Annotated in this window: 24 protein-coding genes; 7 read left to right on the forward strand and 17 right to left on the reverse strand. The window is 69.9% G+C overall.

Annotated elements, in window-relative coordinates; genetic code table 11:
* The first annotated feature begins 63 nt into the window (after positions 1 to 63).
* On the forward strand, positions 64 to 792 hold the full coding sequence (phbB, locus tag ASF20_RS17335; protein ID WP_056276139.1) for an acetoacetyl-CoA reductase: 729 nt from the start codon (positions 64 to 66) through the stop codon (positions 790 to 792).
* 91 nt (positions 793 to 883) lie between these two features.
* On the opposite strand, the gene ASF20_RS17340 is transcribed toward phbB, so the two are convergent.
* Complete coding sequence (locus ASF20_RS17340) at positions 884 to 1444, reverse strand: c-type cytochrome, methanol metabolism-related (RefSeq protein WP_056276142.1); 561 nt, start codon at positions 1442 to 1444, stop codon at positions 884 to 886.
* A 254-nt stretch (positions 1445 to 1698) separates the two neighbouring features.
* Here ASF20_RS17340 and ASF20_RS17345 point away from each other — a divergent pair, with 254 nt between their 5' ends.
* Positions 1699 to 2589, forward strand: a complete 891-nt coding sequence (locus ASF20_RS17345) for an EamA family transporter (RefSeq protein ID WP_056276145.1) — start codon at positions 1699 to 1701, stop codon at positions 2587 to 2589.
* Positions 2590 to 2592: 3 nt separating this feature from the next.
* On the opposite strand, the gene ASF20_RS17350 is transcribed toward ASF20_RS17345, so the two are convergent.
* Genes ASF20_RS17350 through ASF20_RS17360 form a run of 3 tightly spaced genes read right to left on the reverse strand, consistent with a single transcriptional unit; the run spans position 2593 to position 4206 of the window.
* A complete protein-coding gene (locus ASF20_RS17350; RefSeq protein WP_056211625.1) occupies positions 2593 to 3042 on the reverse strand; it encodes a cupin domain-containing protein in 450 nt (149 codons plus the stop codon).
* 22 nt (positions 3043 to 3064) lie between these two features.
* Positions 3065 to 3895 carry a hypothetical protein gene (locus ASF20_RS17355; RefSeq protein ID WP_156648116.1) on the reverse strand — a complete coding sequence of 277 codons (831 nt, stop codon included), beginning with the start codon at positions 3893 to 3895 and terminating at the stop codon, positions 3065 to 3067.
* Entirely contained in the window at positions 3895 to 4206 is a 312-nt protein-coding gene (locus ASF20_RS17360) for a hypothetical protein (protein ID WP_056276148.1), read from the reverse strand. The genes ASF20_RS17355 and ASF20_RS17360 overlap by 1 nt, the downstream gene beginning before the upstream one ends.
* Positions 4207 to 4530: 324 nt before the next feature.
* On the opposite strand from ASF20_RS17360, the gene ASF20_RS17365 reads away from it, so the two are divergent.
* Complete coding sequence (locus ASF20_RS17365; RefSeq protein WP_082501414.1) at positions 4531 to 7452, forward strand: phosphoenolpyruvate carboxylase; 2922 nt, start codon at positions 4531 to 4533, stop codon at positions 7450 to 7452.
* A 61-nt stretch (positions 7453 to 7513) separates the two neighbouring features.
* Here ASF20_RS17365 and ASF20_RS17370 read toward each other — a convergent pair whose 3' ends face one another.
* The 5 genes from ASF20_RS17370 to ASF20_RS17390 form a co-directional block, all read right to left on the reverse strand.
* Positions 7514 to 8977 (reverse strand): phosphomannomutase, encoded by a 1464-nt coding sequence (locus tag ASF20_RS17370; RefSeq protein ID WP_056276154.1) that lies wholly within the window; start codon positions 8975 to 8977, stop codon positions 7514 to 7516.
* Between the two features lie 135 nt (positions 8978 to 9112).
* Positions 9113 to 9547 (reverse strand): NfeD family protein, encoded by a 435-nt coding sequence (locus tag ASF20_RS17375; protein ID WP_056276157.1) that lies wholly within the window; start codon positions 9545 to 9547, stop codon positions 9113 to 9115.
* Positions 9544 to 10524 (reverse strand): SPFH domain-containing protein, encoded by a 981-nt coding sequence (locus ASF20_RS17380; protein WP_056211619.1) that lies wholly within the window; start codon positions 10522 to 10524, stop codon positions 9544 to 9546. The genes ASF20_RS17375 and ASF20_RS17380 overlap by 4 nt, the downstream gene beginning before the upstream one ends.
* A gap of 103 nt (positions 10525 to 10627) precedes the next feature.
* Positions 10628 to 11791, reverse strand: coding sequence for a hypothetical protein (locus tag ASF20_RS17385; protein WP_056276160.1), 1164 nt, complete (start codon positions 11789 to 11791; stop codon positions 10628 to 10630).
* A 122-nt stretch (positions 11792 to 11913) separates the two neighbouring features.
* On the reverse strand, positions 11914 to 12828 hold the full coding sequence (locus ASF20_RS17390; RefSeq protein WP_056276163.1) for a hypothetical protein: 915 nt from the start codon (positions 12826 to 12828) through the stop codon (positions 11914 to 11916).
* 415 nt (positions 12829 to 13243) lie between these two features.
* Between ASF20_RS17390 and ASF20_RS17395 the strand changes: the two genes are divergently transcribed.
* Together ASF20_RS17395 and ASF20_RS17400 are read left to right on the forward strand one after the other, a co-directional pair.
* Entirely contained in the window at positions 13244 to 14167 is a 924-nt protein-coding gene (locus tag ASF20_RS17395) for a lipid kinase (protein WP_056276166.1), read from the forward strand.
* Positions 14168 to 14268: 101 nt separating this feature from the next.
* Positions 14269 to 15018 (forward strand): TerC family protein, encoded by a 750-nt coding sequence (locus ASF20_RS17400; RefSeq protein WP_056276169.1) that lies wholly within the window; start codon positions 14269 to 14271, stop codon positions 15016 to 15018.
* On the opposite strand, the gene ASF20_RS24235 is transcribed toward ASF20_RS17400, so the two are convergent.
* From ASF20_RS24235 to ASF20_RS17425, 7 genes are all read right to left on the reverse strand, one after another.
* Positions 14922 to 15350 (reverse strand): TonB-dependent receptor, encoded by a 429-nt coding sequence (locus tag ASF20_RS24235; protein ID WP_156648117.1) that lies wholly within the window; start codon positions 15348 to 15350, stop codon positions 14922 to 14924. The two genes, ASF20_RS17400 and ASF20_RS24235, sit on opposite strands and share 97 nt — an antisense overlap.
* A gap of 154 nt (positions 15351 to 15504) precedes the next feature.
* Positions 15505 to 15687 (reverse strand): hypothetical protein, encoded by a 183-nt coding sequence (locus ASF20_RS17405; RefSeq protein WP_056276172.1) that lies wholly within the window; start codon positions 15685 to 15687, stop codon positions 15505 to 15507.
* 262 nt (positions 15688 to 15949) lie between these two features.
* Positions 15950 to 16087: a hypothetical protein gene (locus ASF20_RS24240; RefSeq protein ID WP_156389749.1), complete on the reverse strand. Its 138-nt coding sequence runs from the start codon at positions 16085 to 16087 to the stop codon at positions 15950 to 15952.
* A 3-nt stretch (positions 16088 to 16090) separates the two neighbouring features.
* Positions 16091 to 16951: a phosphatase PAP2 family protein gene (locus ASF20_RS17410; protein WP_056276175.1), complete on the reverse strand. Its 861-nt coding sequence runs from the start codon at positions 16949 to 16951 to the stop codon at positions 16091 to 16093.
* Between the two features lie 244 nt (positions 16952 to 17195).
* Positions 17196 to 17990, reverse strand: coding sequence for an anti-sigma factor (locus ASF20_RS17415; RefSeq protein ID WP_244472684.1), 795 nt, complete (start codon positions 17988 to 17990; stop codon positions 17196 to 17198).
* A gap of 111 nt (positions 17991 to 18101) precedes the next feature.
* A complete protein-coding gene (locus ASF20_RS17420; RefSeq protein ID WP_056276178.1) occupies positions 18102 to 18722 on the reverse strand; it encodes a sigma-70 family RNA polymerase sigma factor in 621 nt (206 codons plus the stop codon).
* A gap of 57 nt (positions 18723 to 18779) precedes the next feature.
* Positions 18780 to 19892, reverse strand: a complete 1113-nt coding sequence (locus ASF20_RS17425; RefSeq protein WP_056276181.1) for a patatin-like phospholipase family protein — start codon at positions 19890 to 19892, stop codon at positions 18780 to 18782.
* A gap of 353 nt (positions 19893 to 20245) precedes the next feature.
* Between ASF20_RS17425 and ispG the strand changes: the two genes are divergently transcribed.
* Together ispG and ASF20_RS17435 are read left to right on the forward strand one after the other, a co-directional pair.
* Positions 20246 to 21553: a flavodoxin-dependent (E)-4-hydroxy-3-methylbut-2-enyl-diphosphate synthase gene (gene ispG, locus ASF20_RS17430; protein ID WP_056276185.1), complete on the forward strand. Its 1308-nt coding sequence runs from the start codon at positions 20246 to 20248 to the stop codon at positions 21551 to 21553.
* 215 nt (positions 21554 to 21768) lie between these two features.
* Positions 21769 to 23718, forward strand: coding sequence for a potassium transporter Kup (locus tag ASF20_RS17435; protein ID WP_056211597.1), 1950 nt, complete (start codon positions 21769 to 21771; stop codon positions 23716 to 23718).
* Positions 23719 to 24294: 576 nt separating this feature from the next.
* On the opposite strand, the gene ASF20_RS17440 is transcribed toward ASF20_RS17435, so the two are convergent.
* Positions 24295 to 25182: a cell wall hydrolase gene (locus ASF20_RS17440; protein WP_056276188.1), complete on the reverse strand. Its 888-nt coding sequence runs from the start codon at positions 25180 to 25182 to the stop codon at positions 24295 to 24297.
* Between the last annotated feature and the right edge of the window lie 14 nt (positions 25183 to 25196).

Below are 25196 nucleotides of genomic sequence, written 5' to 3' on the forward strand. Positions count from 1 at the left end.
GACCCTCCGCTAAAGCGCGACCGGCCAAAGACAATCACAAGAAACCAGATCTCGGAGGAAACCATGGCTCAGGAACGCGTCGCCCTCGTCACCGGCGGCACCCGCGGCATCGGCGCCGCCATCGCGAAGGGCCTGAAGGCCAAGGGCTACAAGGTCGCGGCCAATTACGGTGGCAACGACGAGGCGGCCAATGCCTTCAAGGACGAGACCGGCATCCCGGTCTTCAAGTTCGACGTCGGCGACTACGCGGCCTGCGAGGCCGGCATTAAGGCGGTCGAGGCCGAGGTCGGCCCGGTCGACATCCTGGTCAACAATGCCGGCATCACCCGTGACGGCCTGTTCCACAAGATGACCTTCGAGAAGTGGCAGGCGGTCATCAAGACCAACCTCGACTCCGCCTTCACGGTCACCCGGCCGGTGATCGAGGGCATGCGCAACCGGGGCTTCGGCCGCATCATCCTGATCTCGTCGATCAACGGCCAGAAGGGCCAGGTCGGCCAGACCAACTACTCGGCCGCCAAGGCCGGCGTGATCGGCTTCGCCAAGGCCCTGGCCCAGGAGAGCGCCTCGAAGGGCATCACCGTCAACGTGATCGCGCCGGGTTACATCGCCACCGACATGGTCATGGCGGTGCCGGAGGACGTGCGCAACAAGATCATCTCGACGATCCCGGTGGGTCGCCTCGGCGAGGCCGAGGAGATCGCCCGCGCGGTGGAGTATCTCGCCGCCGACGATTCCGGCTTCATCACCGGCTCGACTCTGACGATCAACGGCGCCCAGTACATCGCCTGATCTCTAGAACCAGCGAGGGCGGCGCGCGTCGCCCCCGCTGCGGCGGGATTGGGTCCCTCTCGGGGGATACCGCTCCATCCGAGGATGCGCTTCAGCCCATGCAGGCGTCCTCGCGCTTCTTGAACGATTCGGATTTCGGTTCGTGCTCGGCCGGCCGGCCGCGACCGATGACGCCGTCTGCCCGCGCCCGCAGGTAGACGTAGACGTCGTCGATGTAGCACATCACGTTCCGGTTGTCGCCGAAGGCCGGCATCACCAGCTGCTGCGCGGAATTGACGTCCTTCTTGCCGCCCGCGACGATGCCCACGAAGGTCGCGTAATCGTCGCGCTTCAGGGCCTCGACCAGCGATGGCGCATAGGTCGAACCGGCCCCGTCGGGGCCGTGGCAGACGATGCAGTTGGCATTGTATCGCACGTAACCGGACATGGCCGGCCAATCGACCATCTTGCCGCCCTGGGTCACGTGGTAGGTCGGCGTGCCGTCCTTGTCGACGTAACTTCCGTCGTCGACCTTGGCCGGTTGGGTCGGCCCCTCGCTCTTCAGGGTCGGATCGGGCGAGGGCGGGGTCGGATCCGCCCGGCCGGGACTGGCACCGAGGACGAGCAGGGTCGAGGCGAACAGCGTAGCAGTGGACGAACGGGACCGACGCATCCTGAAGACTCCGGGTCTGGGGCGACGAGGGTAGAAACGCCCTGAAACAACCGTCCGCAAGGGAAAACATCCTCTAGTTGTGAGATCATGCGCGCCAGCGCCTCGCCATCGGGTGCGTCGCGCCGCGATACCGGTCCGTATCGCCCCTGGTCCGCGCGTCGGTGCGCCTCGTGTCGGATCCGGGATCGTCCCCGGTTGCCATCCGGCGGGTCTCCATGGGACAGGAGCCCCCTGCCATCCGCTTCGGTCCCCCCATGCCCACCCCGACCCTCCTCGGTTTCGGCGCGATCCTGCTGTGGTCGCAACTCGCGCTGCTGACCGCATTGTCCGGTGCGATACCGCCGTTCCAGCTCGCCGCCATGACCTTCGCGGTGGGCGGCCTGGTGGGCTGCACGAGCTGGCCCCTGAGGCGCGAGGGGCTCCGAACCCTGCGCCAGCCCTGGCCGGTCTGGCTTCTCGGCGTCGGCGGCCTGTTCGGATACCACGCCCTGTACTTCGCCGCCCTGCGCCTCGCCCCACCGGCGGAGGCGGGCCTGCTTAATTATCTTTGGCCCCTCCTGATCGTGCTGCTGTCGGCCCGGCTTCCCGGGGCGGCGGGCCTGCACGCCGGCCATCTCGGCGGGGCCGCCCTCGGACTCGCCGGCGTCATGGTGCTGTTCGCCGGCCGCGGCGGGATCGACTTCGCCGCCGGAGCCCTGCCCGGCTATCTCGCGGCCCTGGCGGCCGCCTTCGTCTGGTCGGGCTATTCCGTGCTCTCGTCCCGGGTCGGGGCGGTGCCGACCGATGCGGTGGCGGGCTTCTGCCTCGCCACAGCGGCTCTTAGCTTCGCCTGCCATCGCGCCTTCGAGACGACGCTGTGGCCGGCGGGCACGGTGCAGTGGGGGGCGGTCGTCGCCCTCGGCCTGGGGCCGGTAGGCGCCGCGTTCTATCTCTGGGACATTGGGGTGAAGCGGGGCGACCTGCGCCTTCTCGGGGTCGCGGCCTACGCCGCCCCGATCCTGTCGACCCTGACCCTGGTGCTCGCCGGCTATGCCGAGCCGAGCCCGGCCCTGGCGTTCGCCTGCCTCCTCATCGTCCTCGGCGCCGGGGTGGCGGTGCGGGCCTCCCGGGCCGGGGCGCGCGAGCGCCTCCGCAACAGGACCTGAACCTCACGACCTGGGCATCGGGCGCCAGTCCGGCGGCGCCATCTCGAAGCCGGCGAATTCGAAGGCCGGTGAGACCGTGCAGCCCACCAGCGTCCAGGCCCCGAGGCTGGTGGCGGTCTGCCAGTGGCCGGCCGGGACGACGATCTGCGGCTGCTGACCCCGCGCGAGGTCGGGGCCGAGATAGGCCGCGCTGGCATCGTGACCGTTGGGGCTCACCGTCAGGACGAGGGGGGCGCCCGCGTGCCAGTGCCAGATCTCGGCCGCATCCACCCGGTGCCATTCGGAGACCTCACCGAGATCGAGGAGGTAGTAGATCGCGCTGCCCACCGAGCGCCCCTCGACGGTGCGGGGATCCCGGAAGGTCTCGCGGTAATGCCCGCCCTCCGGGTGCGGCGCGAGGCCGAGGCGGGCGATCACCTCGGCGGCGGTCGGTCCCTGGGATCCGGCACTCATGGGCGAACTCCTGCAGATGGCGTCACTCGATGGCACCCTGCGGCAGGCTGAGGCCGGGGGGGGCCTTGGCGCCGGACGATCCGCTCCCCGACTCCTTGGCCACCTTCGGCCGGACCCTCTTGACCGGGGTCTTGCTCGGCTTGGCCGCCTCGTTCCCGGCGGCCACCGGCGCACGCGTCACGGCTGGAGCCTCCCCGCATTCCCGAAACCCGAGCTGCGCCAGACTCTTTCCGGTGTCGGAGACGATGTTGAGCGTGTCGGGCAGGGGCGCCGGCACGGCATCCCAGCGGACCGGGGCGCCGAGCAGCGCCCCGAGGGCTGCCGGGCTGCCGCCGCGCCGCAGGGCGAACAGGTCGGGGCCGTATGCCGTGGCGGCCTTGCCGGCGATAACGACCTCCAGGACCCGGGTCGTCTCCGGCGTGAGCGGGCGCAGCGGATTCTCGACGACGACGGCCCCCGTGCGGGTCACCCAGACCACAAAGTCCTTCTGTCCCTCGTAGACCGCCGCCCGGGCCTCGCACTGCACGGTCAGGCCGGGCAGGTTGGCCGCTGGCATCGGCGCGGGAGCGGCGACGGGCGCGGGAGTGGCGACGGGCTTGGGGTCGGTGGGGGTGGTCGCGGGGGCCTCGGCCGCCGGTTTCACCGCAGGTTTGGGCGCGGGCTTGGGTTTGGGCTTCGGGGCAAGCCGGCGCGGGGTCGGCGCCGCGGCCGGCCGCTCGGTTTCGGGAGCCGGCTCGGACACCTGAGCCTGGGCCGCTCCCGCCACGATCAGGGCAACCAGGGACAGGGAGGCCAGCGACAGGAAAGCCGCGGGCTGGAGGGTCGGCCACCGGCGCGTGCGGGAGCACACCATCAGCGAAGCTCTCGTTCTCGATGCGGGTCTGGACGGGGCGGCGACGGCAACTTACGGGCCGGGTCCTCGTCCGAAACCCCGAGCGGCCGCTCCGGCTCGATGTCCAGAACGGTCGCGCTGCGATCGATGGGACTGGGGCGCAGCGGCTCGAGGCTGCGGATCAGCAGATCCTCGCCATCGGCCTCGTCCACGAGGTCTTCCTCGCGCGCCATGCGCAGTTCGGGCCGACGCCCCCTTCTGAGCTGAAGGGCCACGAGGAAGCCGGAGAACAGGAGGACGCCCAGGGCCCCCAGGATCAGGAGTGTTTCCATGCCGGGTCCAGCGTTAGCCCAGGACGCGCCGCGTTGCATCCTCTCCCGGCACGTTCGCGGGCCGCCGCCCCACGCCGGAACGGTCCTTGCGTCGTCGAGCGACGATGTCAGAAGAAACGGCTCGACCCCGGCTCGATATCCCCGGTTCCGGGGCGGTCAGGCATGAGCCGTGCAGACAGGGACTGCGCAGGGATGGACCATGCGACCCCGGGGATGGCCCTCTTTCCGTGTCGATGGCCGGGGAATTCGCGCAGTTCCGACGCACCGGCGGCGTCCGCATGCCGTATGACGCCCTAGCCCGCTCCCGAACCTTAAGGTCGATCGATGCGCATGCATGACCTCAATCCGGCCGATGCCGCCCACGACCCCGGCCCTGATCCGCAGGGGGCGGAGAGCCTGGAGCGCGACCTCCTGCGGCTGATCGAGGAATCCCGCGAGCAGGCGGCGGAGGATCCGTTCCGCAATCCCGTGCTCGCGGTCACGCTCGCCATCACCCGGCGCTTCGACCGGTGCGAGATCGGCGAGGACGACTTAGACGACCTGTTTCCCCGGCTGCGATCCCAGTCCCTGGCGTCCCGCGCCGAGCGCCTGCGCGCCTATGTGGGGCTGGACCGGGACGCGGTGTCGGCGCCCGACAGCCGGATGGCCGCCCGTCTCGTGGCGGCGGTCCCCGCGCGCCAGGGCGATTTCGAGACCTTCCGGGACCTCGTGGGCCGCACGGGCTTCGCCGTGGTCTTCACCGCCCATCCGACCTTCGGGATGCCGCGCGCCGTCGCCGCCCTGATCGCCCAGGCGGCGAGCCAGGCCGAGGGCGCCGCCCGCGCGCCGCTGCTCGCACGCGCGGCCGCCCTCTCGACCCGGCCCGACCCGAACATCAGCCTCGACGACGAGTTCGAGCAGGCCTGCATCGCGGCCAATCACGGCCGCACCGCCATCGACGACTTCAACGCCATGCTCCTCGATGCGGCCCGGGCGCGCTGGCCCGACCGCTGGACGGAGCTCGTCCCGAAACCCTTCGCGATCGCGAGCTGGGTCGGGTGCGACACCGACGGGCGCACCGATATCGGGTGGTGGGACACCCTGCGCTATCGCCTCGAATCCAAGCGGATGCAGCTCGATCGGGTCATGCGCCACCTCCCCCAGGTGCCCGCGACCCAGGTGGTGCGCGACCTCACGGGGAACGCCCTCGCCGCCGTGAACCGCCAGCTCGCCGTCGCGCCCCGGCTCGGAACCAAGCCGTCCCTGGAGGCGGTGCATCGCTTCGCCCTCGCCCTGATCATCGAGCGCGAACGGGCCCAGACCGATGCCAGCGCGATCCTGGCCGGACTCGCGGGCGCCCTCGGGGCGGCCGAATCCGAGGCCGACCAGCGCAGCATCGCCCTGCTGCGGTCCGGCATCGCCACCCACGGTCTCTCGAACGCCCTGCCGCATTTCCGGCTGAACGCCAGCCAGATCCACAACGCGGTGCGGCGCGTCACCGATCTCGAGGGTGAACCCACGGACGCCGCCCAGCGCCGTTCGCACCTCGCCACCATCCACGCGCTGCTCAACGACGTGCAGGCGGTGGACGTGGATTTCGGCGCGCTCGCCGCCGAGCGGGCCTCGGCCGCCCGGCTGATGATGACGATCACCCAGATCCTCAAGCACGTGGACGGCACCCACCCGGTCCGCTTCCTGATCGCCGAGACCGAGACCGGCTACACGCTGCTGGCCGCCCTCTGGCTGGCGCGGCACTACGGCATCGCCGACAGGGTCGAGATCACGCCGCTGTTCGAGACGGCCAGCGCCCTCGAACAGGGCATCCGGGTCCTCGACGATGCGCTCCGCAACCCGCATTGGCGGCAATATCTCAAGCGCATCGGCCGACTGACGGTACAGTTCGGCTATTCCGATTCCGGGCGCTATGTCGGCCAGCTCGCGGCGAGCTTCTGGATCGAGCGCCTGCGCCTGCGCATCACCGAGCTGATGGTGCAGAACGATCTCACGGGCGTGGAACTCGCGATCTTCGACACCCACGGCGAATCCATCGGCCGGGGCGCGCATCCCAGCTCCCTGCGCGACCGCCTCGCCTATCTCGCCCCGGAGGATTCGCGTCGGCGCAACCGGAATGCCGGGATCCGGGTACGCCTCGAATCGAGCTTCCAGGGCTCGGACGGCTACCTGATGTTCGGCACCCTGTCCCTGGCCGAGGCCACGGTGGAGCGCATCGCCGAGCACGTCTTCGCCTTCGACACCGCCGACGACGACAGCTTCGCCGACTATGTCCTCTCCGATCCCGCCAGCGGGGCCGACGAGACCGACGACCCGATCTACGCCGAGCCGGATTTCGCCGCCGAGTTCTTCACCGTGGTGCGCCAGGACATGGAGGCGCTGGTGGACGATCCCGGCTACGCCGCCCTGCTGGGGACCTTCGGTCCGAGCCTCCTCGACCGCACGGGCTCCCGGCCCGTCGCCCGCCAGACCGATGGCGGCGGCCCGACCATGATCACCCATCCGCGCCAGATGCGGGCGATTCCCAACAACGCGATCCTGCAGCAGCTCGGCTTCCTGGCCAATTCCCTGCATGGCGTCGGCCGGGCGGCCGGCCGGACCCCGGACCTGTTCCGTGACATGCGCCGGGATTCCGTACGCTTCTCCCGGGCCTTCCGACTCGTGCAGCACGCGGCCAGCGTCTCCGACCTCGACGTGCTGCGCGCGTATATCGACACGCTCGACCCGGCGGTGTGGCTGGAGCGGGCCCGGCGCACCCAGCGCGACGGCCGGCGCGAGGAACTCGTGGTGATCGCCAACGCCCTCGACCGGCTGCAGCTCGCCCCCGACCTGCGCCACCTCTTCGGCCGCCTCACCTGCGACTGGCTCAACCTGCAGGTCGCCGCTCCCGACCTCGGCCGGATGTCGGCCCGCCTGACCCTGCTGCACGCGATCCGCCTCGCGCTGATCCACCGGATCTGGTTCCTGGCCGTGCACATTCCGGGTTTCCGCCCGCAATCGGGCGTGAGCCGCGAAGCGCTGATCGAGCGCTTCCTGCGCCTCGACATCGACGGCTGCCTCACGCTGCTGGAGGACATCTTCCCGATCACCCCGGATCCGACTCTCGGCCTGAACTTCGGCGAACCGGCGGGCCCGCGCGACGTCGGCACCTACGAGGCCGAGCACAAGACGCTGTTCGAGCCGATCCGGCGCAGCTTCCAGCGGGTGCGCGAGATCTCGGGCATGATCCAGCACGAGGTGGGCGCGTTCGGATGAGGCCGAGCCTCGCGGCCCCGGCGCGCCGAGGCCGCCGGGTTACGCCGGCGGCTCCTCAAGTTCAGGGGCCGAACGCCGATCCGTCCGGCGCGGCGTCCGAGCCCGGCGCGCCCATCGTCATCGCGGCCGCCGCGGCCGCCAATCCCCAGCGGACCAGGTCCTCCGCCTCTCCGGCCGTTCCCGCCTCGGCGTAGCAGCGCAGTTCGGGCGCGTTGCCGGAGGCGCGGAAGTGGATGGTGCGTCCGCCATCGAGCTCCATCCTCACGCCATCCTGCTCGTCGATGGCGCGCGGCTCACCGATCGGCCGAACGAAATCCCGCCGATACGTCTCCTCGCCGAGTTGCCGCAGGAAGGCGCCGCTCTTCTCGGCCGGCGTATTGGGCAGGCGGTCGCTGGCGGTCTCGCCCACGGAGAGGGATGCGACGAGGTCCGCGAGCGACAGTCCGGCTTTGCGCGCCGCAGCCAGGGTCGCCAGAATCGGCAGCATCGCATCGCGGGTCGGCAGCGCGGGCAGGGTTCGGCCATCGAGGGTCACGTCCGAACCGAGCAGGAAGCCACCATTCGCCTCAAAGCCGACAACGGCGTCGGCGCCCTCCGTCTCCGCCTGGGCCATGCCGGCGATGACGTAGGGCGAGCCGACCCTGGTGCGCAGCACCTGCCGGAACCCGCCCGCATGCTCGATGGCCGAGCCCGCCGTGACCGGCACGACGACGGTGTCGACGCCGAGATACCGCGCCGTGATCAGCCCGAGAACATCCCCCCGCAGGATTCGTCCGGCGGCATCCGCGACCAGTGGCCGGTCCGCGTCGCCATCCGTCGTCACCAGGGCGTCGAAATCGCCCGACGCCGTGGCATCGCGGATGAAGGCGATGTCCTCAGGGCGATGGGCCTCCGTGTCGATGGGAACGAAGCGGTCCGCGCGCCCGATCGAGGTCACGTCCGCGCTCAACGCCGTCAGCAGTTCCACGAGCAGGTCGCGCGCCACGGAGCTCTGCTGGTAGACCGCGATCCTGAGGCCGGCCAGGATGTCGGACGGGAACGATCCGCAATAGCGCTGACGGTAACGGTCCGTCGCGCCGGGCTCCGGCGCAGCGGGATCGGCCGCCGCCATGGCGCCCTCCGTGGAGACGTCGCCGAGGGCCGCCAGGATCGCAGCCTCATCGGTCTTGGTGATCTCACCGTCGGGCCGGTAGAATTTCAGACCGTTCCGGTCCTCCGGAATGTGGCTGCCGGTGACCATCACGGCACAGACGCCGCGCCGAAGCGCTTCCAGAGCGAGGGCCGGCGTCGGCAGCGCGCCGCAATCGATGGCCGTGAAGCCGGCGCCCGTGGCGGCGGCCGCCACCGTGGCGGCGATGCCGGGGCTGCTGTCGCGCAGGTCTCGCCCGATCACGACGGTGCGACCGGTGCCGGTCGTCTCGGCGACGGAGTGGAAGAAGGCCCTCGCATAGGCGTAGCTCGGCCAGCCCACCAGGTCGGTAACCAGCCCACGCAGACCGCTCGTCCCGAACTTCAAGCTGCTCATGAGAACTCCCATCACAGGGGCGCGACGCGGCGCCGGCAAGACGACAGCGCTGCTTCTAGGAGAAGTGGTTCCCCGTCTCAATCGCGTGCCGATTCGTAGAGGTCAGGGGCGCGATCCCCGAGGGGGTGCCGGTGCCTATACCGGCACGACCGTGAGCAGCGTGCCTTCCACCCCCGTCACCCGCACCCGGGCGCCCATCGGCGCATCCGGGCCGGTGACGCGCCAGAGGGTGTCGTTGACGCGAATCCGACCCTCGCCGGCGACGATCGGTGCCACGAGGGAATAGTCCCGCCCGACGAGGCCCTGGGCGCCCTGGTTCAGGGCGCTCGGACCGTCCTTGTTCCGGCGGCTTGCGACCACCGCGAAGGCCACCGACAGGACGGCGAACAGCAGCAGCTGTCCCTGCCAGGGCATCGGCACGAGGAGACTTTGCAGCCCCGTGACCACGGCTGCGAGACCGAGCCAGAGCAGGAACACTCCCGAGGCGACGAGTTCGGTTCCGATCAGCACGAGGCCGACCAGGATCCAGGTCCAGGCCGGGCCGATCGCGTCGACGAACGACGCGATCATCGCGCCGACCCGCCGACATTCGGAGGCAGGCCCGCGCTCTTCCGGGCAGGAGCCCCCTCGCCAAAGACGCTGCGGGTGATCTCGGCGATGCCGCCCAGGGTGCCCGCGAGGGCCGCCGCCTCGATCGGGACCACCACCACGCGCTGGTTCGGCGCGGTGGCGATGGCCTTGACCGCCTCGACATACTTCTCGGCCACGAGGAAATTCGCTGCCGCGAGGTCGCCCTTGGCGATGGCCTCGCTGACGAGCTGGGTCGCCCGCGCCTCGGCCTCCGCTCCGCGCTCCCGCGCCTCCGCATCGCGAAAGGCCGCCTCCTTGCGCCCTTCAGCCTCCAGGATCGCCGATTGCTTGCGCCCCTCCGCACGCAGGATCTCGGCTTGCCGGTGCCCCTCCGCCTCCAGCACAGAGGCGCGCTTCTCGCGCTCGGCCTTCATCTGCCGCGCCATCGCGCCGGCGAGGTCGGCGGGCGGCACGATGTCCTTGATCTCGATGCGGGTCATCTTCACGCCCCAGGGTGAGGCGGCGGCATCCATCACCCGCAGCAGGCGCTCGTTGATCTCGTCGCGGTGGGACAGGAGCTGGTCGAGATCCATGGAGCCGACCACCGTGCGGATGTTGGTCATCGTCAGAGTCATCATCGCGACCTCGAGGTTGGAGACCTCGTAGGAGGCCCGGGCTGCATCGAGCACCTGGTAGAACACCACGGCATCGATCCGCACCCCGGCATTGTCGCGGGTGAAGGCCTCTTGGCTCGGCACGTCGATGACCTGCTCCATCACGTTCACCCGCCGGCCGATTCGCTCGACGTAGGGGGCGATGAGGCCGAGGCCGGATTCCAGGCTGCGGTGGTACTTGCCGAACCGCTCCACGGTGTAGACGTGCCCCTGCGGGACGATGTTGATGCCGATCCCGAGGGTCACGACGACGAGCGCCACGAGCACCACCGCCGCGACGCTCACGCCCACAGAGAAATCCATGCCCCGTTCCCCTGACGATCCCGCCGGCATTGAGACCGGCCGGATCGTGCGACGCAAGGGTGTCCGGTGCGTCCTGGGCGCGGAGGCGACCAAGGTCAGGGTGTCAGCGTCCCCAAACTCCAAGGCGCTCGGCACGGGCATGGTCCTCGGCGGCCACGAGGTCGGGCGTCGCCTCGGGTGAGGCGCGGCCGCCGCCGTTGAACAGCACCACCTCGGAGAGGTCGCGCCCGTCCACCGCGCACAGGCGGGCCTCGCTGCCGGCCACCGGCTGGCAGGTCACGGTACGGCCGGCCAGGTAGCGGGTGAGTTCGTCAGCCTGTCCGCCGCGCACCCACTCCACCCCGAAGAGGCGCACGAGCTTGCCGCCGACCCGCAGGGTCGCGGTATCGATGACCTCCACCGGACCACGGATCTCGTTGGCCGAGGCCGGTTTCGGAGACGTTTCCTCCGGCAGAGCGGGACTCATGTCGGGCGCGCTCGGCGGCGCCGCTGTGGACGAGGCCTGCGGCGGGGATTGAGCCGGTCCCCCCGTATCGGGCGAGGCGGTCTCCTGTGGCGTCCGCCCTCCGAAGACGGCGAGGAGGCCCACGAGCGCAGCGGCGCCGAGCCCGATCGGGAGGGCGCGCCGGGACAGGGCATCGCGCATCACGTTGCGGTCGCGGGCGACTTCGCCGAGACGCGAGGCGCTGTCAGCGAGGCGACCGCGGGCATAGCCGCCGACGCGCTGCGCCCCCTCTCGGACGCGGCCGGCGACGAGGCCGGCGACGAGGCCGGCCCGGCTCGGCCCCGCGGGGTCGGCCGCGGGTCCCGGTGCGACCGCCTCAGCCGGCGAAGACGCGACCCGGCTGCGCCGGAGCGTCGCGAAGCGACTGGACAGGGAGGTGGCAAGGGCACGGCTTCGGGTGGCCGAGCGTGTGACCAGGGACCGTGCCAGAACCGACTGCGCCTCGACGAACCGCGCCGTCGCCATTCGGAAATCCTCCGTCGGAACGGGCTCCGGCGCGGACTCGGGTTCCGGCGCGGGAATCGGCCGGAACAGGGCGGGGTGCCGGTCTCGGAGCTCCGCGAGGAGGGCCGGCAAATCCATCGGAACCAGGGCCCCGTCCACCTCGGTGACGTGACGCGGTGCGCCCGTCCGATCGATCACGCGGTAGCCGGGCGGCTCCGGGCTCGGCGCGAGGGCCGCTTCCGCCAGGAGCGCGAGCGTGCGCTCTGCCACCGGATAGGCGCCTGCCTGCGCGACGGCTCGGGCGATACGCAGGCGCAAGGCCTCACGCTCCGAGGCCGCCCCGTCCCGTCGCGCCTCACCCAGTCCCGGCGAGGGTGGATTTCGATCATCCAAGATGCCCAGAACTCCGGGTATGACGCACCGATCGCGACGGGCCGGCCTCAGGCACCGCGCTGCGCATTCGCTATAGCGCTCTGCGGCCCCGCACCATAGCGGCGCAGCACGCGGCTCGACTCGGCGACGATCAGCGGGCGCTCCCCGGCGAAGCTGATGGTCAGGGTGAGTTCGGATACGCCCTGCGAACGCACACCGCGCCCCGGGTTGTCGGCGCGGAAATTGAAGATGGTGTGGACGATGCAGGTTGCGCTCGTCGCGTTGCAGGCCGTTCGGGTCGCTCCGCCCTGTGCCTCGTAGTGACGCTCGGGCCAGCGCCGGACGAAGCGGCGCTTCTCGGCGATGAGGGCCGCCAGTGACAGGGTGCGGTCATGGAAACGGACCCGCTCGGCGTAGAATCTCGGCGCGTTCACCACCATCGCGTCCCCGGGGGCCGAGACGTTGTCCAGGTACCGGTCGGTCAGGCGCGTCGCGGCGGCGGCCCATTCGGGGAAGCGTGCGTCCGAGGCCTCCGCCGGTGATGCCATCGGGGTGGGCGTGTCGGCCAGGCGCGGGCGGATATGCAGGCGCTCCGGCGCGGCGCGTCCCTCGCGGGTCGCCGCACGGCGGCCGTCGGCGGATCCTGCCACGCGCCGCCGGTGCGCGGCCATCGGCGTCCGCTCAGCGCTCGCCGCGTCCTGGGCCGACGGGCCATCCGCCTGCGCCTTGGCCGTCGCAGGCGTCTCAGCCACGGGCTTCTCGGTCACCGGCTTCTCGGAGGCGGATTTCTCGAGCGACAGCTTCTCACCGACGGCCTTGTCCGCGCCGGGTTGCACCGCCTGTCGAGCCGGCGGGTCGACCCAACCCGGGCGCGTCTGGGCCTGCGCCGTTCCTACGGACAGAGCCGCGCTCATCAGCGCGACGGACGAGGCGAAGCCAAGTCGGACGAGACCGGTTCCGTTGGAGCTTGGACCGTGGCGCATGGCATCATCACCGGGGTCGCGGCCGGGGTTTCGGAAAAGCGCGTGCGGGACCGATCGACCGGAATGAAACGTCGGGTGCGGCCGCTAAGTTTCCCTGAATGCGCACGCAACGGTTCGGCCCAGGTTCGGAAGTGTGGACGGGTGCGAGGATTGCGGGGATGCGTCGCGCACGGACTCAGGCGCCGCGGCACCGACTCTTGTGCCGAGGGGCTCTTGTCATTGCCAAGCCTGAACCCACCTTGGGGATCGGGTCCGGGCCCCTCTGGCGGTCGAGGCGTTGACCGTGATGTCGGACCCTTCCATGCTTTTGCGCTGACGCGGCGCGAACGCACCGGAGGGTGTCGAGCCTCATGGTCCCTCGTTGTCTCCCGTTCCCAAATCGTCAGACTGATCCGTGCCAGACCGGAGCCCCCCGATGAGCGCGCCCTCCCGCAAGGCGCTTCTCCTCGTCAATCCGAAGGCCCGCAACGGCAGCTTTTCCCTCGACGAGGTCCGCGACGTCCTCCGCGCCGGAGGGATCGAACCCTTCGAGCCGCCGGGTGACGCCGACTGCACCGCGGTCATCAAGCGTCACGCGCAGGGTTGCGATCTCGTCATCCTCGGTGGCGGTGACGGCACCCTCAACGCGGCCGCGCCCGCTCTGGTCGAGACGGGATTGCCCCTGGGTATCCTGCCCCTCGGCACGGCCAACGATCTCGCCCGCTCCCTCGGCCTGCCCGTCGACCCGGTGGAGGCCGCTCGCCTCATCACCAGCGCGGAGGCACGCCCGGCCGATCTTGGCTGCGTCAACGGGCACTACTACTTCAACGTCGCCAGCATCGGCTTCTCGGCGGACCTCGCGGGCGACCTTACGGCGGAATCGAAGAAGACCTGGGGCACCCTCGGCTACGGCATCGCGGCGGTCCGCGTGCTTCGGCGGATGCGGCCCTTCACCGTCTACATCGAGCATGACGGTCAGACCGAGACGGTGCGCACCATCCAGGTCTCGGTGGGCAACGGACGTCACTACGGCGGCGGCATGACCGTCGAGGAGACGGCCACCGTCGACGACGGCAAGCTCGACTTCTACAGCCTGGAGGTCGCCCATTGGTGGCGGCTGCTGATGCTCCTGCCGGCTCTGCGCAAGGGCACTCAGGGCAAGGCAGCCGACGTGCGGGCCTTCAGCACCACAGAGATCGTGGTGAACACCAAGAAGCCGCGCCCCGTGAACACCGACGGCGAGCTGTCGACCTACACCCCGGCCCATTTCAAGGTGGTGCCGAAGGCGGTGCGGATCTTCAGCCCGGCCCCGGCCGAACGGCCGGGCGTGGCCGCGAGCAGCCCCGGTCCGACGGCCTGACCCAGCCGAACGGGGCCGGGACCGGCCTCGCCCCTCTCCATCCCCGCTCCCGGCGCGACGCCATCCGGGGGAGCGGCCCTGACTGACTCGACGAGGCCACAGTGGACAGCCTGCTTCAACTCGCCAGCGACCCCACCGCCTGGGCGGCCCTCGCCACCCTGGTGGTGATGGAGGTCGTGCTCGGCATCGACAACCTCATCTTCATCTCGATCCTGACCAACAAGCTTCCGCCCGAGCACCAGCAGAAGGCACGGCGCATCGGCATCGGCCTCGCGCTGATCCTGCGCCTCGGCCTCCTCGCCACCATCGCGTACATCGTCGCCCTGACGCAGCCCGTCTTCGAGGTGTTCGGCAAGGGCTTTTCCTGGCGCGATCTGATCCTCATCGCCGGCGGCCTGTTCCTTCTGTGGAAGGCCACGAAGGAGATCCATCACACCGTCGATCCGGAGCCGGAGACGTTCGGGAGCAGCGCTGTGCGGCTCGGCTTCACCGCGGCCATCGGCCAGATCCTCGTCCTCGATCTCGTGTTTTCCATCGACAGCATCATCACGGCGGTGGGCATGACGGAGCACGTGCCCATCATGGTGATCGCCGTCGTCACCGCCGTGACCGTGATGCTGCTGGCTGCCGACCCGTTGTCGCGCTTCATCGCCGCCAACCCGACGGTGGTGATGTTGGCGCTGGGCTTCCTCATCATGATCGGCATGACGCTGATCGCCGAAGGCTTCGGTGCTCACGTGTCGAAGGGGTACATCTACACTGCCATGACCTTCTCGGCGGGCGTGGAGGGGCTGAACATGCTGGCCCGACGCCGCAGGCGTGCCCAGACCGGAACGATCACCAAATCCTGAGGAAACGTCGTTAACGTTTCACGGGAAAATCCTCGAGGAGGCTCGGCCGGGCTGATCGGCCGGGCCTCTTTCCGTTGGGCGGCGCGTTCCCAGAGATCGATCAGGCTCGCGATGAACCGGCGCGGCTGACCGCGATAGCAGAAGCCCGCCTGGCAGCAGGTCTGATAGCTGCGGTCGAACATGTTGTGGACGGTGGCCTGCAGTTTCATGCCCTGCAGCTTCGGATCGATCCGTGCGAAATCGTAGCCGAGTACCGCATCGAACAGAGTCACGGTGGCGTTGCGGAAGCTGCTTGGCACGTCGTTGGCCGAGCTGCTGCCAGCGTCGCGCACGCCGCCGCCGACCCCGAGACCGTAGAGGTCGAGACCCGGGGGTTAGCACGGAGGTCGCGCGCATCTTGAAGGGGTTGCCGGGAATGCCCGAAAGGGCGAGCCCGACCGTCTCCGGGCTGCCCAGGCTCCGGGTCGTTCGGATGTCCACGTGGCTCTAGGCAGCCAGGATGTTGAAGCCGGGTCCGAGATTGGCGACGGCCTCCGGTTCCGCGCCGCGCGCCTGCGCCTCTCCGACGGCGGCCTGGACGACCAACGGATTGACGGGGTCGGGCCGCAGCACGTTGGTCTGGGTGATGTCGAAGATGGCGGTGTTCAGGACGACGTTGGTGCCCGGCACGTTGAACTTGATGCCGCCATCTGCTGGACTTCCGTCGACTGGAACGGTGTGCCGTCGCGATCGAGCCCAAGTGTGAGGCGAAGGAGGGCGCGAAGCTCACAGAGGGCATGAGTTCGTCGGTGAGCAGGGTGCGCTGCACGGGACCGGTGGCAACGTGCGCCTCGATCTGGTTGTCGACCGCGAACGCGTTGAGCACGTTGGTGATCCGGCCCGTGGAGCGCAGGGCCCGGGTGAGATCGTCGCTCAGGGCGTCGATCTGGGTCTAGCTTAGGTCAGCGTCGATCTGCTGGTTGCGGAAGTTCTGCCGGAAGATCGGGTCGGGGCCGAAGCGATGCTCGAAGGCATAACCGATCCGGTACTGCTCAGTGATGAAGTTCGGGAACGCTGGGTCGCCGGTCAAACACTACAGGATCGGCTCACGGGCGGCGGCCTCCTCGCGGGCACAGACGGCTTGGTCGGGAGCCGGACCGCCGGCGGCCCTGAGCTTGCCGAGTTCGACGCGAGCCTTCTCCAGATCGGCCCGAAAGCCGGCGTCGCCCTGAAGGGCGGCGAAGACGGCGCTGGCAGCCGTGCGCCCGGCCTCGATATCGCTCGCCCAGTGCAGACCGCAGACGACACGGCTCTCGCCGTAGGAGCGGGCACGGACGAAGAACTGCGTCGCCTTCTCGGGCATCAGGGCCGCCATGATCGCCGCGTAGGTCCAGGCCTGGGTCGCATGGCTCGACGGGAAGCTGAAGGCATTGCCGAGGTCGGAGGTCCGCATCACGCAGATCTCCGCGTCGTTGCCGACGAAGGGGCGCAGGCGGCGGTAATGCAGCTTCGGACCACGAGTGGCCTGGGCGATGTCGAGGCGCGCGCGTTCCAGAAGGGTCATCAGGGCAGGCGCCCGGGACTGCTCGATACGCTGGCCGATGACGCAGGCGAAGTCGTCAAGGATCGCCGAGGCGCCATCGGCCACATCGGTGGTGGCCAGGGTCCAGCGCGGCGTTCCCTTGAGGGCCCGAGTTGCGACGAACGCGGCCTTGTCCGCCGACTCGGCCGCCGACTGGCCCCGCGGCGGGGCTCCGAGGATCGCGACGGTGTCGGGCGCCTGTGCCTCGGAGAGGTAGGGTGCCCGGGCTGCCTTGCCGGGTGTCAGGGGCGTGACACCGACGGCGGGGGCCGAGGCCGGTTTCGGCGCAGTCTCCTCCGCCCAAACCGCCGTAGGGGCAATCCCCACCGGCAGGACGGCCAGGAACATCAGGGTCGGGAGCAGGCGGGCCATCGGCGTCTCGGCGTCAGAGGTCGGCACAGAGCAGGTGCCATCGGAGTATAGGGCTTCTATACAACAGGCCTATGGCACGGCTCGTCTGAACGCTGACGAAATCGCTTTCGATGTTTCTTTCGGGCTCCCGGAAAACGTCGGAGGAGGCGAATGACCGGACTTGGTCGTCCTGCATCGACGCGCCGAGAGAGCGCCGCGTCGCGGAAACCGGGCAATGCAGGCGCCGGACCGACGCGACGACCGATCAGAGCTTCGTCGCAGTCCGGCCGGCGAGGTTGCGCGCTGCGGATTCGAGACCGACGTGGTCGTGACCTCCGCTGAGGGCGTAGGCCGAGTGACCGGCGGTCCAGTAGGCGGTCTCGCCGTCGCCGGGGCTCGTGACCTCGCTCGGAGCGACGTGGCCGTCGAGGCTGCGGGTGGCAAACAGGGAGACTTCGCCGAGCTTGCCGGCGTCAATCACCACCTCAATGCCGGTGCCGTTGCGGGCCGGCACGATCTGCACGTCGCGCACCGTCCAGTCCGCCGGCAGGTCGGGCAACGCGATGCCGGTAGCTGCTGCAATGCCGGCGCGATCATAAGCCTGGGCCTGATCGCCCCGCTGCGCGGCAATGCGGGCGCGGACCTGCGCCGCCTCGCGGGCGTGGCGGGCATCGGCGACCAGGGCCGGATCGACGGGGGAGGCGAACGTGTCCGGCACGCCGAGGAAAGGCCCGTCGGAATGGGCCAGCCAGCCGGTGCCAACGAGGAGCGCGATCACCGCGGCGCGACGCAGGCGGTCACCGAACCGGCGCCAGGCCAGAGTCCGGTCGAGGCGCCGTGCGGCGGCCCGGTTACGCTCCGGTCCGGGGCCGGGAAGAATGGCGAAGGCCTGCCGGAGCGCGTCCCGGTCGTGCAGCTCGGCCATGATCTGCGCGGCGGTCTCGGGATTGCGCGCCAGGTGCGCCTCCACGTCGAGGCGGCGCAGGCCATCGAGCTGCCCATCCACGAAGGCGGTGAGGTCATTCTCGGTGATCGGATCGATCATCGCGGTCTGGTCCATGGCGTCGGCTCCGGTCGGATACAGGGGGCGCGTCCCCGGACGAGGAGTCCCGGCCGCGCTGAGAACGGATCGGCCTGCCTATGGCGCTCCGTCCCGGTCTTCGAAAACGTCTCAGGTGTCGCCGACGGCGCGGCCCGTTCGGTGCGATGCGTCGTCCTCGTCCTGGGCGACGAGGCGCAGGCGCGGCCGCTCGGCCGCAAGGCGCTGGCGCCGCTCGGCGACACCGCTCCCCTGGCGCTCACCTTCCTCGAAGGCCCGCAGGGCGGCGCGGCCCCGCCCGAGACGCGACATCAGTGTGCCGATGGGGATGCCGAGGACGGCCGCCGCATCGGCATAGGCCATACCTTCCAGGGTAACGAGGTGAAGGGCGGCGCGCTGCTCTTCCGGCAGCGTGAGGAAGGCGCGCCGGATCTGCGCAAGGCGGACTTGCGCCTCCTGGGCCGGGGGCGCCATCTCCTCGCTCATCTGCACGAGGGTATCGGCGTGGCGGGCCTCGACCCGCTTCCGGCGCTGCTCGTCGATGAAGACGTTGTGCAGCACCGTCATCATCCAGGTGCGCAGGTTGGTGTTCGGCCGCGCCGCCTGGCCCGATTCCAGGGCCCGCACCAGCGCATCGTGCACGAGGTCATCGGCCCGCAGCGTGTCGCGCGTTAGGGCCCGCGCGTAGCGCCGGAGCGGCACGAGCAGGTCGACGATGGCAGCGGGGCCGGGCCGGTTCGGTTCGGTCGTCATAAGAGCATCAACGCACGAACCGCTGCTCTTAATCCAGCCGCGGCGTGTGGACGCGCATCAGCGGTAGGTCGCCTCGAGATCGAGGGTGCAGGTTCGGCCGATTTGCTCGTAATTCTCGGCGATCCAGGCCTGAGCCGCACCGCGGCCCTTGTCTCGCAGGCGCTCGAACACCCGCCAGCGGGCATCGAGGCGCGAGGAGGCCTGGTACTCGTCGAGGGCGCCCGTGCCGTCGATGCGGTGGACGTACTGCGACTGGTACTCGCCCCGGCCGAGCACGCCCTCGGCGATGAGGTGGTCGACGAAGTCGATCGCGCGCAGTTCGCGCATGAGGTTGGCGTTGAAGGTGATCTCGTTGAGCCGGTCCTGGATCTCCTGCGGCGTGCGCGGGGTCTCGCGGCGCTCCACCGGGTTGATCTGCACCAGGACGATGTCGCGGGTCTCGGCCCCGCGATAGAGGGGATAGAGCGGCGGGTTGCCGAGATAGCCGCCATCCCAGTAGGGCACGCCGTCGATCTCCACCGCCTGGAACACGGTCGGCAGGCAGGCGGAGGCCATGAGGTGATCGACGTTCAGCGCCTCGCGCTCGAACACCGCGAGCTTGCCCGTCCAGACATTGGTGGCGGAGACGAACACCGCAGCGGTCTCAGCGGCGCGCAGGCGCTCGAAATCCACCTGGGCGGCGAGCACCTTGCGGAGCGGATTGTAGTTCAGCGGGTTCGAGGTGTAGGGGCTGGTCTTCAGGGCCCGGCTCCAGAACTCCGCGATCGGATTGTTCGACCAGAACTCGAACAGACCGCTGAAGGCGCGGCGCTGAGCCGGCCAGAAGTCGCCATCGAGGCTGACCTCGCGCCAGAACCGCTCCAGGGCCCGGCGAGCGCCCCCGGGCCCGCCCTCGAGCCAGCCATCGACCATCACGACGGCATTCATCGCCCCGGCGCTCGCCCCGGTGATCGCCTCGAAACCGAGGCGCCCGTCCTCGATCAGCGCATCGAGCACGCCCCAGGTGAAGGCGCCGTGCGCGCCGCCGCCCTGAAGGGCGAGGGCGACGGTCTTCTCCGCATGCGGACCCGCCATCACACGGGTCTTGGCGGCGGGCTGCATCCGCAGGTCCCGTTCGACCGGGACGTCGATGAGCGAATCGACCGTCGGCTGCTGATGCGGATCAAGCATGCGGATCTCCCAACATTTATGCTGCAGCGCAATATATGATGTCGCAAGGCCACAAACAGGCGGGAAGATGCAGCGGTTCCCTGTCCGTGACGCAGCCCTGCCACCCGGACCGGTCCGGAAACTCGACATCGCCGCCCGGATGGGACATGGGAGAAGCCGAATACGATCAGCGTGTTCGCTGTGCCATCCGGAATGCCCGGTGACGCAGCGGACTTGACGCCCGCCCGCCGTCATCTCAGCTAAACGATCGAGGGCGTAGAGTTTGCGGCATCGGAACGCCGCCCCCGGTCCGGACCTGCCCGATCGGAGGCTCCCGGTCGGCGGCGGACGTTCCTCGGAGCGCACAGTCAACGATGGACATCATGGACGCGACCCCCGTCAACCCGATCAGCGGCACCGGCCCCGAGATCGCAGGCCCGAGCCCACGCCACCGCACGGTCGGCGTCACCATCGGATCCGGTGAGGGCGCGGTCACGGTGGGCGGCGGTGCACCGATCGTCGTCCAGTCGATGACCAACACCGACACCGCCGACATCGACGGCACCGTGGCCCAGGTGGCCCAGCTCGCCCGGGCCGGCTCGGAGCTCGTGCGCATCACCGTCGACCGGGACGAGGCGGCTGCCGCCGTGCCGAAGATCCGCGAGCGCCTGGACCGCATCGGCGTGCACGTGCCGCTGGTGGGCGACTTCCACTACATCGGCCACAAGCTCCTGTCCGACCATCCGGCCTGCGCCGAGGCGCTGGCCAAGTACCGGATCAACCCGGGCAATGTCGGCTTCAAGGAGAAGAAGGACACGCAGTTCTCGACCATCATCGAGCAGGCGATCCGCTACGATAAGACCGTCCGCATCGGCGCGAACTGGGGCTCCCTCGACGAGGCGCTGCTCACGCACCTGATGGACGAGAACGCCCGCTCGGCCCGGCCGATCGACGCACGCGCGGTGATGCGCGAGGCCATGGTGCAATCGGCCCTCAGCTCGGCCGAGCGCGCGGTGGAACTCGGCCTGTCCCAGGACAAGATCATCCTGTCGGCCAAGGTCTCGGCGGTGCAGGACCTCATCGCGGTCTATCGCGAGGTGGCGCGCCGCTCCGACTTCGCCATCCATCTGGGTCTCACCGAGGCCGGCATGGGCTCGAAGGGCCTGGTGGCCGCCTCCGCCGCCATCGGCGTGCTGCTGCAGGAAGGCATCGGCGACACCATCCGCTACTCGCTGACCCCCGAGCCGGGCGGCGACCGCACCGTGGAGGTGAAGGCCGCGCAGGAACTCCTGCAGACCATGGGCTTCCGCACCTTCGTGCCCCTCGTCGCCGCCTGCCCGGGCTGCGGCCGCACCACCTCGACCACGTTCCAGGAACTCGCCCGCGACATCCAGAGCTGGATCGTCACCTCGATGCCGGAATGGAAGAAGGCCTATCCGGGCGTCGAGGGGCTCAACGTCGCGGTGATGGGCTGCATCGTGAACGGCCCCGGCGAATCGAAGCACGCCGACATCGGCATCTCCCTGCCGGGCACCGGCGAAACCCCCACGGCGCCGGTCTTCATCGACGGCAAGAAGGCCATGACCCTGCGCGGACCGACCCTCGCCAAGGATTTCGAGACCGTGGTGACCGACTACATCGAGCGGCGCTTCGGCACGGGTACCCGCACCGCCGCCGAGTAGCCTCCTGACGCGCAGCTGCCGGACGCGATCCGGACTCGAACCCCGATGAGCGGCAACCGCGCCCAGGTTGCCGTTCTCGCGTGCTGCGCCGCATGATAGCGTGAACGCGACCGTCCCCCGCCGCCCGACCCCGTCGGGACGGCCCCGGCGTTCTCGCGCGCGACCAAACCCGCGCCGCGAGACGTTGGGCTCGCCACGAGCCTCGATCGAGCCGAATGACGCAGACCGCCCCTTCGAGCGCGCCCGCCGCCAAACCCGACGGCGCCGGTGCACCTCCGGCCGCCGAGGCCTCGCCCGAGACCGCCCGGGCCCACGGCCCGGCGGGCCTGTGGACGCTGGTCCTCGGTTCCGTCGGGGTTGTCTACGGCGACATCGGGACGAGCCCGCTCTACGCCTTCCGTGAGGCACTGGTCTCGGCGCGGGCCGACGGCATCCTGCTGCGCGAGGAGGTGCTGGGCGTCGCCTCGCTGATCCTGTGGGCCCTCGTCCTCATCGTCACCATCAAGTACGTCGTCATCCTGCTGCGGATGGACAACAACGGCGAGGGCGGCATCCTCTCGCTGATGGCACTGGCCCGCACGGCGCTCGGCGGCTCCCGCGTGGTGTTCATGTTCGGTCTGCTCGGCGCCTCGCTGTTCTACGGCGACGCCATCATCACGCCGGCGATCTCGGTGCTCTCGGCGGTGGAGGGCCTGAAGCTCGTCACCCCAGCCTTCGATTCGTACGTGCTGCCGATCACCATCGCGATCATCGTACCGCTGTTCCTCATCCAGGTGCGCGGCACCAGCAAGGTGGCCTCCTTCTTCGGCCCCGTGATGGTGGTGTGGTTCGCCGCGATGGCGCTCGCCGCGCTGCCCCACATCGCTGCCAACACCGACGTGTTCTGGGCCCTCAACCCGTACTACGCCGTGCATTACCTCCTCGGGCACGGCACCGGCGCCCTGGTGGCGCTCGGCGCGGTGTTCCTGGCGGTGACGGGGGCCGAGGCCCTGTTCGCCGATCTCGGCCATTTCGGGCGCCGGCCGATCCAGATCGCCTGGCTCGGCCTCGTCGGCCCCTGCCTCGTCCTGAACTATTTCGGCCAGGCGGCCCTGGTGCTGTCGAAGCCCGACACCACCGATCCGTTCTTCCAGCTCGTGCCCGAATGGGGCCTGCTGCCGATGGTGCTGCTCGCCACCGCCGCCACCGTCACGGCGAGCCAGGCCGTCATCACCGGCGCCTTCTCCCTGTCGCGCCAGGCGATCCAGCTCGGCCTGCTGCCGCGCCTGGAGATCCGCCACACCTCCGAATCGCATTCGGGCCAGATCTACCTGCCGCAGATCAACGCGCTGCTGATGGTCGGCGTGGTGATCCTGGCAGTTCTGTTCCGCTCCTCGGCGGCCCTGGCCTCGGCCTACGGCATCGCCGTGACGGGCACGATGCTGATCACCGCCAGCCTCGCCTTCCTGGTGCTGTGGAAGACCTGGAAATGGTCGCCCTGGGCCGCCGGCCTCGCGATCCTGCCCTTCGCGGCGGTGGAGTTCCTGTTCCTCCTGTCGAACATGCTGAAGGTGTTCGAGGGCGGCTACGTACCCCTGCTGTTCGCCGGTGCCCTGATCGTCATGATGTGGACCTGGGTGCGCGGCGTCGGGATCCTGATCAACAAGACGCGCAAGACCGACGTACCGCTCACCGAGCTCGTCAGCATGCTGGAGAAGAGCCCGCCGCATCACGTCCGCGGCACCGCGGTGTTCCTGACCAGCGACCCCTACATCGCCCCGGCCGCCCTGCTGCACAACCTGAAGCACAACAAGGTGCTGCACGAGAAGAACGTGGTGCTCACCGTGGAGACCGTGGATACGCCCCGCGCCGCCGAGGTCGACCGTATTCACATCGAGCCGATCGGCCCGCACTTCCACAAGGTGGTGATGAAGTTCGGCTACATGGAGACGCCGAACATCCCCCGGACCCTGACGCTGCTGCGCAAGCAGGGCTTCAAGTTCGACATCATGGCGACGTCGTTCTTCCTGTCCCGCCGCTCGATCCGCCCGGCCGCCCATTCGGGCATGCCCCTGTGGCAGGACCGAATCTTCATCACCCTGGCCAAGAACGCCAACGACGCCACGGACTTCTTCCAGATCCCCACCGGCCGCGTGGTCGAGGTCGGGACCCAGGTGACCGTGTAGGGACCGTGCCGAAGGCGGCCTCCCGGTCCGAAGGGCCGCGACGGGGGGGTTTTCCGACATTCGGGCGAAGCGCCACCGCAGTGAGCGGATCAGGTGGCTTCGGAGGGCGGCACCTGGCTTATGCCATGGCGGATGGCTGCGGCGCCGTCGTCTCCGCCGGTCGGCTCGGCGCGGTCTCGCGGATTCCACCACGAAGCGCCAGATCGATGGGCCCGTCGAGAACGGGCAACGGCGCGGCGAGCCGAGGCGCGGGACGCGCATAATAGGCCCTGAGCAGCGGTGTCCGATCGCGCAGGTGCGCTTCGACGCGATCGTTCAGGCGTCCTATCGGACCCGTCAGCGCATCGAAGCCCCCAGTGAGTGCACGGACGATCGCACGCGTGCACGCCTTTGTGAGATGGGCGATCGGCCGAACCATGTTCATCGCGACCTGCGGTAAGGAAAAGGTGCGATTTCAGGTAGGGTGGCGGCCCCGTTAGTCTCCGCGACCGAAAGCGGCACGCAGAGCGCCGGAACCGAGGCCCGTCGGGAATCGGCCCGCGGCCCGCGGCTCGCGGCGGTTCCCCGGGGGCCGGCTCACGGCCTTGGCAGGTTGAGGACGGGCGGCGGGATCAGCGGCTCAGGAGCCAGGGCGGCCGGCGTCAGGGCGACGCGGCTGTGGGCGGCCTTCGGTGCCCTGGCCGCGGGTGCGGGCTTCTCGTCGACGGTGGCCCGCACCGTACGGATCGGGGCCGCACGATGGTCCGGCACCGAGGCGGTCAGGGTCGCGCGGGCAGCCGCGGTCTCGACCGGGGCGGGGATGGGGGCGGCCGCGGTCTCGACCGGGGCGGGGATGGGGGCGGCCGCGGGGGAAACCGAAGCCGCGACCACGGGCATCGTCGGCGCCGCGGGGGCCTCGGCCGAGGCGAAGGCGAGCGCGGTGGCGGGCGCGGGCGGCGTGGCCTGCTCCACGGCGCCGGGCTTGCGCTTCTCGTAGAAGGCGTTGCCGCCGGCCACCGCCACGTAGTGCATGTTGTTGTAGGGGAAGCGCAGGCCGGCCGTGTGGAAGTACATCGCTCGCCCGACCTTCGGGTGGCGCTGGCCATCGAGGACGGCATCGGTCACCTCGGCGACCTTCTGCAGGCTCTTGTCGTCCATCTTCTTCGTCAGGACACCGGGGGCGAATTGCCGGGGTTGGCCGACCACCGAGCAGATCCCGCCATTCGGAAAGGCGGCGGCCTCGAGCCGGTTCATGACCACCGTGCCGACGGCGAGCAGGCCTTCGGCGTCGCTGCGATTCGACTCGAAGTACATCGCCCGACCGAGACAGTCGCGCTCTTCATCGGTGACGGACACCGGCTTGGCTGCGAGCGTCGAACCCGTCACCGTGGGTGCACCCGCATAGGTATTGCAACCACCGAGACTAGGAACGGCCAGGAGGAGACCAAGTAGTGGCAGCGTCGTCGCCGATCGGGTTTCCTGCATGCCGTCTCGCTCCA

Source organism: Methylobacterium sp. Leaf88, from assembly GCF_001422795.1.
Lineage (GTDB): Bacteria > Pseudomonadota > Alphaproteobacteria > Rhizobiales > Beijerinckiaceae > Methylobacterium.